The organism is Shewanella sp. MM_2022_3 (assembly GCF_022557375.1).
GTDB classification, from domain to species: domain Bacteria; phylum Pseudomonadota; class Gammaproteobacteria; order Enterobacterales; family Shewanellaceae; genus Shewanella; species Shewanella xiamenensis.
Window position 1 is genome coordinate 1 of record NZ_JAKZGV010000075.1, and the last position, 12,233, is coordinate 12,233.

At 38.2% G+C, this 12,233-nt stretch carries 8 protein-coding genes and 1 pseudogene; 1 reads left to right on the plus strand and 8 read right to left on the minus strand.

What is annotated here, in order from left to right; all coding sequences use genetic code 11:
• A pseudogene (locus MMG82_RS20500) lies at positions 1-1,062 on the minus strand (hypothetical protein); the annotation flags it as partial.
• A gap of 194 nt (positions 1,063-1,256) precedes the next feature.
• Between MMG82_RS20500 and MMG82_RS20505 the strand changes: the two are divergent.
• Positions 1,257-1,748: an H-NS family nucleoid-associated regulatory protein gene (locus MMG82_RS20505; RefSeq protein WP_241407343.1), complete on the plus strand. Its 492-nt coding sequence runs from the start codon at positions 1,257-1,259 to the stop codon at positions 1,746-1,748.
• Between the two features lie 37 nt (positions 1,749-1,785).
• Here the strand turns inward: MMG82_RS20505 and MMG82_RS20510 are convergent, their stop codons facing one another.
• Genes MMG82_RS20510 through MMG82_RS20540 form a run of 7 tightly spaced genes read right to left on the minus strand, consistent with a single transcriptional unit; the run spans position 1,786 to position 12,030 of the window.
• Complete coding sequence (locus tag MMG82_RS20510; protein ID WP_241407344.1) at positions 1,786-2,103, minus strand: hypothetical protein; 318 nt, start codon at positions 2,101-2,103, stop codon at positions 1,786-1,788.
• A 6-nt stretch (positions 2,104-2,109) separates the two neighbouring features.
• A complete protein-coding gene (locus tag MMG82_RS20515; RefSeq protein ID WP_241407345.1) occupies positions 2,110-3,597 on the minus strand; it encodes a hypothetical protein in 1,488 nt (495 codons plus the stop codon).
• Positions 3,594-3,974, minus strand: coding sequence for a hypothetical protein (locus tag MMG82_RS20520; protein ID WP_241407346.1), 381 nt, complete (start codon positions 3,972-3,974; stop codon positions 3,594-3,596). The genes MMG82_RS20515 and MMG82_RS20520 overlap by 4 nt, the downstream gene beginning before the upstream one ends.
• 21 nt (positions 3,975-3,995) lie before the next feature.
• A complete protein-coding gene (locus MMG82_RS20525; RefSeq protein WP_241407347.1) occupies positions 3,996-4,598 on the minus strand; it encodes a hypothetical protein in 603 nt (200 codons plus the stop codon).
• 59 nt (positions 4,599-4,657) lie between these two features.
• Positions 4,658-10,897 (minus strand): DUF1983 domain-containing protein, encoded by a 6,240-nt coding sequence (locus MMG82_RS20530; protein WP_241407348.1) that lies wholly within the window; start codon positions 10,895-10,897, stop codon positions 4,658-4,660.
• Positions 10,898-10,927: 30 nt separating this feature from the next.
• Positions 10,928-11,461 (minus strand): hypothetical protein, encoded by a 534-nt coding sequence (locus MMG82_RS20535; RefSeq protein ID WP_241407349.1) that lies wholly within the window; start codon positions 11,459-11,461, stop codon positions 10,928-10,930.
• Entirely contained in the window at positions 11,461-12,030 is a 570-nt protein-coding gene (locus MMG82_RS20540; RefSeq protein WP_241407350.1) for a hypothetical protein, read from the minus strand. Before MMG82_RS20540 ends, MMG82_RS20535 begins: the two co-directional genes overlap by 1 nt.
• Between the last annotated feature and the right edge of the window lie 203 nt (positions 12,031-12,233).

Consider the following 12,233-nt stretch of genomic DNA (forward strand, 5'->3'; position numbering starts at 1 on the left):
TATAACGCCATGATCTTCCTTAATAAACTCCAATTCCTTCATAATATAAAAAAACTCATTAATAATTTCATTTGAAGATGTAACAGACCTAAAATTCACATTCTTAAGCATTAATTCTCCGTCACTACGAAATAACTGCGAAAATAATTTAACACTTAAATCTTTAAGAACTAATGAGTTAGGGCTATTCGACAAAACAGTATTATTATCAAACCACTGCTTTATCATTTCCCCATGTTGACGAAACTCTAATACACTTGACAAAAGAGAAATCTTATTTTCTTTACTAGCAGACCTTAGCCATTGATATAGAAGCCCTATAGTAATAGGATGATTTTCTTTTTCATCAAATGGCCATTCGTTAATAATATTTCCATTTTCATCATGAATAGAAAATAGCTTTTGGCCATTCGCTGGCTCTTCAATCATTTCATCAAACTTAAGATTTGACTGTTCAACTTTTTCGCCATCGTCCCCAGTTAATGGCGACACTACAAGTTCAAAATTAGATAACTCATGTTCTGCTCTCTTGATTTCACTATTTGATTTCTCGTCAACGTTTTTATTACTTTCTGATTGCAAGGTCAGCAAGTGCTGCAAACCAGAGATTTCATTCAACAGCTTAGTTATTTCATTCCTATGGTCAGCTTTAATTTTATTAAGAGCTAAGTACATTTTTGCTTTGTCAGCATTTGTCATTAATGTTGCTTTTTCAACAAATTTTAACCGTAATGCTGTACAGCTTTGATCAATGACACTCCAAAGTCCTGTTGCAATATTTGATACCAAAGGTGCCGCAACAAGATACAATACCGAAGCTCCTAAAGGACACCACAAAAGATTTGATAGATCATAGCTAGTATTAGTTAAGTATATTTTTTGCAAATACGTAATCTTAGCGGAAGCTGCATCATCGCTAAACATGAAGTAATAAACTGCCTGCCAGTTAAAAATAATCCATGAAAAAACGAATGCAATACCAAGTGGGTTATTGAGTCTGTACTTTATATGCTCAGACATAGTTTTGAATGGAGTGAAAATCTGTTCAACAAAATCTTTCATTAACTGTATACACTATCCTGTGCTAGTAGTGGTAACATCATACTCAAGTAACTGTTTTAGATAAAGTGTTTTGCTATCAATCATGACACTTATCACTGATAGACTCATGCCTTTGAACCATTTAATCTCTAGAATTCTTATGTCAGAGGTAATAAAATTATGATATCAACTTATTGAACTTACAGGAGATACAAATGGCCCAAGCTAATACCATAACTGAAAAACGCGCTGTCGCACTTGAAATACTGAACAACAGGAACAGCATTAAGGGGCTGTTTTCAGATCTTCATTACGAGGATGTATGCAAGCTGGTAGAGCGCGTTAATACTGTTTATAACGCCATCAAAGAACTAAAAGAAACCGAGCAGGCTGAAAGTGAAGCTAAAGCAGCTAAGATTAAAGAAATCCAAAATACGCTACTAGCACAAGGTCTAACACTTGAAGATTTAGCAGGACAGTCACCAACAAAAACACGCAAAAAACGTGTATTAACAGAACAACCAGAGTTCACTTTTGAATACACTATTAATGGTGATAAGAAGACGTATGTGGGCAAAGCTACAGGTAACAAGCCTGCTGAACTTAAGAAATTCTTAAAAGATAATTGTGCTTCGTTAGAAGATATAATAATCAGCGCAGATCGACCTCGCTATCGCGAGTTTATGGCAAAGAGAAGTAAAAAATAGAGTGGCAAAAAAGGCCAGACTGTAGTCTGGCCTTTTGTTATTTGCGTTGTAGAAGTTCATCAAGCTTACCGTTCATTTCTTTTTGACTCGTTTTAATATCATCAATATGTGAATGAATTGTGTTAATTTGGCTCTTTACTACTGCAAGCTCACGCTGGCCTTCATCAACTTTATTGTTAGTAATGTCCTGACGTTTCCATCGTTCATCATCGACTGATTGCTGCGCAGTATGTTTCTGATTGTGTTGCTCTAATGTCTTAGCGCGTTCTTCAATACTATCAACACGCGCCTTAATCATGTAACCAATTATCGATAAAACAACTCCTGTTAAAAATAAAATTATTGTGATATCCATATACACCTACTTTAAAGAAAGCCATTTGCCGCTTACTTTAATGTAAGTATCAGCAATACCAGCTTGTGTACCATTAGCTAAAACCTCACCAACGTTTGATGTGCTAGACTTCCACGTTTTACCACAGTTATGTGTGCGTAATACTGTTGCAAATCCATCTGCAAGCACATAACACACACCGTTGATTGATGCAGACGTCCACCACCGACTATTTAACGGCAATGTGGTAGTTTTCCAAGTTAAGCCACCATCAGTTGAATAAACACAATAGTCACTGTTGAAACCAACAGCTGATATCGATGAGCAATCTTCACTAACAGCCAGTTCACGCCATTGCCCTGCGCTAGGTAATGCTACTTTTTGAAAAGTAAGACCTTTATCACGACTAATAATACAAGTATTAGAACCAGTGTTGTAATCCATAGTAACAATCACATCAGCATTAGTTGAGCATTTAGCTGAGAACCATGTACCTGCTACTGGTAAGGTAATTTTCGACCAGTTTAACCCGTAATCACTAGTTCTATATGCGTATTTTGACCCATGCCTAAACAGCATATAAGTTGAACCATCAGCGCTGAGAATCGGTTCGCTAAAAACTGATCCGTATATTTTTTCATCAGGAACTGCATTTTGCGAAGTCCAAGAAAGGCCTCCGTCACGGCTAATAATCACCTCTGCACTTGGTTTTAACCCATATAAAACCATACCATCAGCTGATACTGATAATCGCGTAATACCACTTTGTGTTGACACACCTGTAATGGGTAATGTTTGCCATGTTAACCCTTTATCAGTTGATCTATAAAACAATGAACCACCGCTAGCATCACCGCACACTGCATATACATAACTAAAGTCAGGTGTTGCTGCTAGTGTTAGTTTTGATAGTGATGAAATGTTTACTGCATTCCAAGATAAACTTGAGTCATGTGATACGTAAGCAGTACTGGTTTTACTATCTAATACAATTACATTTTTAAAGTCATTAGATATGATTGCACTTGTCCAACGTGATGCTATTGGTAGCTGGGCTGGTCTAATAGTATCATTAACTTGTTCAGTGTATTGCACCCACATAGTGCCATTTTTACCTTCACTGTTTAATGGAGGGTTAACACTTAATATTGTTGGAGATGTATCTGAGAGCATATCACTGACAACATCATTAATTTGCTCTAATGATGCTTTCTCGTTTATTAAAACCGTTAATTCATCCTTTGTTACTAGTGAAGATGAAGATATAGCTGCTTCTATTTCCCTGATATCATCATGTATACTATCACTCATTTGTGTTAATGCATCAGCAACAGCAGTACTAATTGGTTTGTCAGTATCAGATGTATTATCGACATTACCTAATTTTAAATCGGATGCTGTTAGGACAATATCACCAATCTTACCATTAAAGCTTTTAACGAGCTGAAAGCTTCCTGCATCATCAATCCCATATAGGTTTTCAAATATTCCAACTTCTTCTATTACAATATTCATATTTCATCCTCTGTACGTGTGACATCCTTGGATACAGTTACAGAGCCTTCCATAATCGTATATCTAACTGTTTCACCTTCTCTATTGAATGTTATCTGTAAATCCCAAACACCTGAAACATCGGTTTTATTTGGGCCATCTATATTTTTTGTTTGTTCTTTAGTTAGTTTAAATCTAAATATACCTAAACTAGCATCAACCCACTCAACACCTAGTTCAAACCAAACATTCGGATCATCAACTGATCGCCTTGCTTGTGCTTGAAGAGTACTGCCTGTCATATCTCTAAAGTTGCCGTCAACACCTTTAAATCGTCCAAACTTTCTATCCCATGTGTCGTTGCGTTTTATTTCATGATTATGTTTTCCTGTAATCATAATACCTCCTGATAATAATACTTATTTAGTATCAGACCAAACCTGTTTTTCATTAACCACTTTTCTCAATTCAGCCCTATACCTACCTAAATCAGTATCACTTAGTAATAATATTTCGAGCTGTTTGACAACTTCCCAATCGGTTTCTTTTAATAAACGTTGTTCATCTAACAACCCATCAGCATCATCATATTTGACTATTTGTATTTTTGGCTCGATTAATCTATTAGACTCGCTTTCAGTTTCATTTAGTAAAACTGGTATTAATCCCTCAGAATTGTCCGCAAGCATAATAGAACGTCTAATATCAAGAACCTTTCTATAATCATTATGAACAATCACATAATGAGTTGTATTATCTTTAAACACTAAATGATTTTCTTTGACCCAATATGCAACATAGTTAGACTTGTTATGTGGTAAGTCGAACATGCTATAGATTGATTCATCGTAATCTATTTTTTGTGTTTTAACTGCTCTACCAGCAAGTAAACTGCAAGCAGTATAATCGCCAATAAATGCAATGTTATGTTTTGGTGCGTTTATATCTGCACTATCAACACCAATGTCTATATCAATATTTTCAATATAAAATACTGCCTCCTGTGAGTTCACAGTTATCATAATTACCTCATTAATATGAATACAAATTTAAGGAAAGTGAGGGATTTCTCCCTCACTGTTTACGAAGAGTAGAATTGAAAGTCGTCAGCTCGTACAGTTATTGTTGAACTATACGGAACATCAATACCATTCACTGTACACTTAATAGTTAGTGTAAAATATTTTTGTAATGAGTATGGCTGGCTATATAACTTGTCTATCGTCAAATACAATGTCTTAATAGTATTTCTACCATTAACCACCGCAGGCTCATAATATAACTGACCAATACAACCAACACGCTGTACAGAAAGTGCTTTAGGGATTGAACCGTGTGTTATTGCACCATCATACAATGTTATATTAGGAAGTGTTTTCCTCACTAATTGATGGTCATATGTTACAACTTCCATCCAAATTTTAATCGTATTACTTGTGCCAGTGTTCATGTTTAAGTTACCAACACCAGCAGCTTCAACATCAATCCATCCAAGCCCACTAAAGTTATTAGATATACAACGCTTATAATCACGTGCTATTTGCGTTGGGGGATTAGTGTTAATAGTATCGTAACCATCACCAATGAAATTATAACTTGCAATGCGAAATGTCATTGTAGGATCAGTTGCGATACTGCGAGCGCTTCTAGTGACATAGTAACTTTCTTGCCCACCGTAACGTATACCAATTCCATTATCTGCTGTTGTTGCTGTTAGGAAGCCACTAGCGCCAAATACGACTGTACCTTCAAGGAAGCTACCACTAATCTTAGAGCTATTAATAGTTCCGCTGATATTGGCGTTTATGGCGTTTAAAGCCCCTTCCTTGGTTAACTGCCAACCTGATACTCCAGCCACATAGTTCGTTGAACGTATATCATTAGCAATCTTTGCAAAGCTGATTGTTGCGTCAGCTATCTTAGCGTTAGTAATCGCACCATTAGCTATGTGAGCATTTGTGATGTTCGCGTTAGCTATCTTGGCGGCAGTGATACTAGCATTTTGAATAACAGCTTCGTTCAAATAAACAACATTTGATACCATCTTAAATGGTGTGACACTACCGCCGCCAGCGCTATTAGCTAGCACAATACGGTCAGCTTGAGCGATAAACGCTGAACCCATTGGGCCTGAACTTAAACCAATACCAGAAACGTGTCCGCTAGCATTTACCTTAATGGTATATTCAGCTGTTAAACCATTCACTGATGTTGCTAAAGAATTCACACTAGCTGTTGTATTGTTCAACGTAGTAGATAACGAGTTAACTCTCGTACTCATTGCTGAGTCTTTTGAATTAACTAAATTAACAGCATCAGTATACTTAGTGTTGGTATATGTAGTTGCAGCATTCTTAGCATTTGTTTCAGCTGTATTAGCTTTATTGGTAGCATCAGTCTTTAAACTCGCTTCCATTGAAGTAACACGTGATGTTTGCGCGTTATCTTTAGTGGTGATGGTGTTTACGACTTCATTATACTTGGCCGTTGCATAGGCTTGTGCAGCGTTAGCATTTAATAACGCATTCACCGCAATCATAGGCATCATTGAAGTTAAAGAAGGTTCATTGCCATCGATAACGTCCACACGTGGTGCCCAGAAGTATTGTTTAGCGTTAGTGTTGTTCGAATAATACAGATAAGCTCTTAGGTATTGACGAGTAATACCCGCTTTGATTTTAAAATCAGTCCCACTTAAAACACGTTGACCAGTTTCGCAATCCCACAGACCACTAAAACCTGATTGAGCTGTTCCTGATTCAGCTTGCAACACACCAACTATCAAATACCACTTGTTAGCTTGGGGTAACATACCAGCCCAAAAATATGGGTTAAGGTTAGGGGTTCCGTTCAGTTCAAGTGTCTCTCCTCCTTGCCCTGCACCTAAGTATGTTGTCCCGTTAAGAACTGAGCGGTTAACGTATATACTGAATCGATATGATTTTTTAGAATCACAATCGAACCAACCCGCGCCAATACCACCGTCAGCATCTGAGTTATTATTCGAATCAGTACTCATTTCCCATAATACAGATTTAGTGCCAAATGGATCGTCACCCATTACGAAACGGTTTTCGATAGCTGCACCATTTAAACCCATACTGCATTCAGCTGGATGCGCACCAAGTTTCCAATTAGGTAGATACTTCTGCAAAAGGTTTGAACGAGAGTTCAAGTCAGCAATAACAGCATTAACTTTATTCTGAGAATCAGCTTTTAACGCTGATTCCATTTGGGTTACACGTGATGCTTGTGCTGCGTCTTTTGTGTTGATCAAATTTACAGCATCAGAATACTTCGCATTTGTATAATTGGTGGCTTTGACATCATTAGCATCTGAATAAGCCTTTGCATCAGCCAGAGCTTTGTTTGCCTTAGCTGCTGCATCAGTAGCAGCGGCTATTTTCGCGTTTGATTCAGCTGCATTAGCCTTACCAGTAGCATCAGTCTTAGCTGCTGTAAGTGCGGCGTCTGCTTTTGCTTTCGCGTCAGTAGCTGCGGCCAGCTTAGCGTTTGCTTCAGCGGTAGCTGCTTTACTTGCTGAATCAGCCTTTAAGCTTGTTTCCATTTGAGTAAAACGTGATGACATTGCCAGGTCTTTCTCGGCAAGTACGGTGTTTACTGTGGTGATATCAGCGGTGTTTTTATTAGCAGTTGCACTCACTGTATCAATACGTTTACCTAACGCAGTGTCAGCGGCTGAACGTGTGGTTATTTCAGTTTGAACCTTTCCATCAACACCGTTAACGCTGCTCTGAACTGCATCAATTCGATTCGATAAAGCAGTCTCTTTAGTTACTAAAGCGGTGTTTACTGTGGTGATATCAGCAGTGTTTTTGTCAGCTGTTGACTTAACGCTATTGAATTGTGTCGTTAACGCACTGCCCGCAGCGATACGAGCATTTTTTTCAGTTGTTACGCTAGCAGTAGCAAATGCCTTTGCGTTGTTCTCTGCGGCTGTTGCTTGCTGTGCTGCCGTTGCTTGCACGGTATCTACTTTTGTAGACATAGCACTGTTGTTATCAGTAACTGTTTTGCTCAAAGACGCTATACTTGCTTGGTTAGCATTAGACGTTGAAACAACGCTATCAACACGTTTACCCAATGCAGTATCAGCAGCGGTGCGAGCAGTGATTTCATTAGTAATACTCACACCATTAGCATTGTTAGCAGCAACAACACTATCAATACGAGTAGCTAAATTGGCTTCAGCAGTCTTACGTTCCGTTGATTCATTTTTGATAGCGGTTCCACGCTCACTAGCTTCAAGCAATAACGCATTATGTCTAACTGTTGCTTCTGCTGTTATCGCTGCGGCTCTATCACTTGCTTCTTTAGCAAGTGCGTTATTTCTAGCGATTGCTTCTGCTGTTATTGCTGCTACTCGATGACTTGCTTCTTTAGCTACCGCATCTAATGTGGCTTGAGCATTTTTAAGGTCTTCTTTAGCACGTGTTAACGCTTCAGTTTCTAATCCTTTCTCAATTCCAGTAATAATGTCATCAACATCGATATCAGCTAGTGTTACCTCAGTTAAAACGGCTGTTGCACTTGCGAAGTTCAGTGTTAATGAATCAAACACGTCATAGTGTGCTACTTTGAAAAACCAAGTGCCGGTAGCCAATGTACCACTGGCGGTATTCGGCCCGTTTGAAATTAACGTACTGGCACTTGGTGTGAAGTTCTCAGTTTTACTAGCATGAACAACAGTGCCTGCGTAATCACTTTCAAGTGGCTTAAAAGTGCTTAAGTAGAACGTGTCGTAATTAACATTAATCAGTAAATTAACTGGTGCAGGACATTGCGAGTTAACTGCTTGAACAGATGCACTTGTTGTTGATACTGTGTTCGATTGATTAACTGTTTTTACAGTAATCTTGATATCACGCGATATACCATCCTGAATGTTCTTTTCTAGTGAATAAACATAACGAGGATCTTGGACAATTTCTGTTCTGCGTAAAGTTGAACCTTTGAATACTTGGACTTGGTAACCGCTGATGTACCGCGCGTAAGTTTCACCAACACTCGATGGGTTGTTGTCTGTGTTCAAGGCTACTGTTCGCGTATCTTTCCAGCTAGCTTCAAAGGAGGCTCCGTTGAAATTAGCTTGCAGTTGTGTCACTGCTGGCAAGGTTACGATATTAGTGTTCACATTAAGCTCAGCTACCGCCCAGTCACTAGCTATTGTCTCAAGCTTGTTAAGTGCTCTAACACGGAATACATAATCACCTGATTTAAGGTTATTAACTCGATAGCTATTGCCACTCGTTAGTGTCGCTAAGTGAGAGAAACCAACTCCATTGTCTCTAGATGCTTTGTATTCGAGCGTATAGTGGTCAACTAAGCCGCTACCAACTGAACTCGACCAAATTAAATCAGCTGTCCCAACACTATCAAATGCCACTTGTTTAACATTGAACGAGTCGATGTTAATAGTTTTCGACGGAGTAACGGGTAACATTGGCTCATATGGAATATCGAGTTGCAGTACCTTGAAAATCTCACTGTCATAAATTAAACAGTTAAATGTCACAGTGAAATCTTTATTGATTGTTTTATCTTCAATCGTATAAGTTCGATTGATGTTATTCTTCCTATCATTAACTCTAATCACATCACCAACAGCGTATACGATGCCAGCTCGTGTTGAGGTAAATTTGATACTGTCTTGAAGCTTACTTTTATTCAAGAACATGCTCGCTAAGTAATGAGCGCGTCCATAACTATCACAGAAATTGAGCTTAAGTTCTTTGAAGTTCTTGCTGTTCGAGTTACCACCGTTATAGGTATTATCAACTGTGACCACTGTCTGATCCTTGTAACCAAAGTTAGGATCTCTATAAGTGGCTTGAACACCGTTATACTTGGTTTCACTATCACCGAATGCGTAATCAATTGTGCCGATAATGTTAGTGTCATCGAATGTCTTAACAACCACGTTAGGCACGAAACATTTCAGGTGCTTCTTGCCGTTATAGTCGTAGATACGCGCATTCATCTCAGCCAGAATGTTATCAACGTTCTTATCTTTCGTTTCCTCTTGATTAATGATGCCATTAATTGAGAAACGTTTTTCCGATACTGTATTACCAGCAGGTTTGTTCTGTACTTCTAGTTCAACAGTTACATCAACGTCTGAGCCGTCATAGGCAATAACTGCAATATACTCACCTTTAGCGTTAATGATAATTGCATAGTTATAGTAATCACCACCTGAGTTCCAACCACCGCTATTGTAAGACAGCGTATTAATCAGAAGTATAGGGTCTTTAATATGGAAAGCTGGATCATTGATAATCTGTTTGTTAAATGGTATTGCGGTTTTAGTATTTTCAGCTGATGAGTTAGTGGCTTTTAAATTAACGACATCGAAACCATCATTAACAATCTGACCACGATAATAATTTACACGTCCACGTTTTTGGAAACGACTAGGACCGATGTTAATAACTGTACCACCGGCTGAACTTGAACTTTTTTGAATAGTTGTTTTTGCACTTGTATTCGAAAGTAAATTAACACCTGTCTTGATGTCTATCGGCTGGTCACATATTTCTGCTTGGTTAATAAAGCTTTGAATATCGAGAATAGACGGGTCTGTGTTGTTGCCGTATCGCTCGTTAGTTAAGTAGTCGTATAAACAATAAGCTGGGTTCGATGATACTTCCTGAACACCAGTCTTTAAGTTCCTGACCTTAATACCCTTAACCATGAATTCAAGCTTAGGTTCCTCGGAGAATGCTGACAGGTCATAAACAACTGCCACACTCGCACTTGCATTACCTAAGAAGGTGTCATCCCATTTCGGTGATAACTTGGCAATAGTCAGAGGTGTGCTGGTATAGTCAGTGCGCCCAGTTGAAACTTGGGTATAAATTACTCGCTGTTTGTTGTTCGATACTGTGCCTAAGACATTGAATAGATCTTGATACGCTTGGGTATACACGGTTGAACGGAGGACTGGCCAGCTTGACACTTTGACCTTTTTACCGTCAATTTGTTGTAGAGTTGCATCATAGAGTGAGCTTGAGGTATCAGTGCCATTAGCGAAAATTGCAGGTATACCAGTAATCTCACCTTCACATAGCGTATAGACTTGAAGTAGATAGTCTTTGTTCTCACCAATTAAATCTTGGAATACGAGAATGCCGCCTAGGCGCGTGGTTCCATATACAACTGGTTTGCGCTTATCGCCTGTCTTAGTCTCTAAGTATTGGTCGTTATTAAGTAGATTGACGTTAAAGTCAGGTGAGGCAAAGGCGGTAATACCTGATAGCGTCCGTTGTGCTGTTTCATATGGGTTGTGGTTAAGTGCCATCCATGGACTCCTCTTGTTCTTTATCCTTATCTATTTATCTTTACCCCAATTGACATCCATATCTGTTTGGGCAGCGTATTTGTAGAAGTTATCATTCGGATAACGACTCAATTGTTCACTTTGGTTAGTCCGACTTGATGCTTTGCTTTTGATGTCTCGGAATTTACTACTTGTCTCAATAATTAAATCTGTAGATTTATCAGATGATTTAAGCTTAGCCTTATCGATATACCCACTGCTATAGACATAGGTACTGGTTATTCTTCCCCCTTCCCTAAATGCAATTAACACAGTAATCTCGCCTCCTAATACGTCAGTATCAATAAAGCGCTTAAGGATGACATCATCTAATCCAACTAGAGTTAACTTGATTCCTTTACTGTCTAATTTGCTAGTCTCCTTAGAGTTATCGAGTTTCTTAACGATGTTAAGGTGCGAGTAAACTTGCCCTTCAAGTTCCAAATTAAATGGGCAATCTGTGTAATAGTACTCATGATCTCCTAAGCGCATTTCGAATAAGAAGTTAGCTGATACTGTTCGTTTTTCTAAATCATCTATCAGCATTAAATGTCCTCCTGTATTTTTAATTTGAATTGTTGGAAGTTAGCTGTATCTGGTTCAAGTGCAAAATCATTATTCTTGATATAACCATACAGTGTTGGTTCAAAGCTTAGTATTGTAGTTGTATCTACTGGCATTCTTAACTCAGGTTTAAAATGGATTACATCATTCTCAACTTTTTCAATCACGTATAACTTAGTGTGATTACTGAAATTAAAGTAACGCCCTTCGGGTACAATACCGAAAGCAGATACTGATATTGTTTTTTCACCTGCTGATTTTGATTCCTTTGGAGTAGCTGTGCGCGCATGAATCCGTGACAAGCTTTGCAAGCCTGATGGAATAGTAACTTGAAAGCTTTCACCTTCAATTGATTTACTCACTAGGAATGCATAGAGCGCCTTACTATCGAATTGGCTTTGAATTAATGTCTCCCCTTCAAATACCCATTGATGATATCCCCTGTTAGTGCGGATGACTGAGCCTGATAATGTTTCATCTGTAAGTATGTCGCCTATTGAAGTTAGCTTGATTGACTTATCGCGCCAGCGTGTGTTGGGTAATACTGCCATATTGTTCTCCTTTGTTCTTTGTTGCTGTATTTATCAAAAGAGATTTACTAGTGATCGGAGTTGGAAGTGTCTCGAATGAAAAGCACGGATTCCTGTGTAAGATATAAGTAAATTACTATTTTTCTCAAACAAGAATCCGTGCTTTTGTTTATAAATCGCACAAATAAATAATGCGTAACAAATCACAAAATACTTGTTATAGT

Coding starts and splice junctions, on each gene's coding strand:
- MMG82_RS20525 (WP_241407347.1), bottom strand. CDS start 4,598: ATGATAACTGTGAACTCACAGGAGGCAGTATTTTATATTGAAAATATT.
- MMG82_RS20530 (WP_241407348.1), bottom strand. CDS start 10,897: ATGGCACTTAACCACAACCCATATGAAACAGCACAACGGACGCTATCA.
- MMG82_RS20535 (WP_241407349.1), bottom strand. CDS start 11,461: ATGCTGATAGATGATTTAGAAAAACGAACAGTATCAGCTAACTTCTTA.
- MMG82_RS20540 (WP_241407350.1), bottom strand. CDS start 12,030: ATGGCAGTATTACCCAACACACGCTGGCGCGATAAGTCAATCAAGCTA.
- MMG82_RS20520 (WP_241407346.1), bottom strand. CDS start 3,974: ATGATTACAGGAAAACATAATCATGAAATAAAACGCAACGACACATGG.
- MMG82_RS20510 (WP_241407344.1), bottom strand. CDS start 2,103: ATGGATATCACAATAATTTTATTTTTAACAGGAGTTGTTTTATCGATA.
- MMG82_RS20505 (WP_241407343.1), top strand. CDS start 1,257: ATGGCCCAAGCTAATACCATAACTGAAAAACGCGCTGTCGCACTTGAA.
- MMG82_RS20515 (WP_241407345.1), bottom strand. CDS start 3,597: ATGAATATTGTAATAGAAGAAGTTGGAATATTTGAAAACCTATATGGG.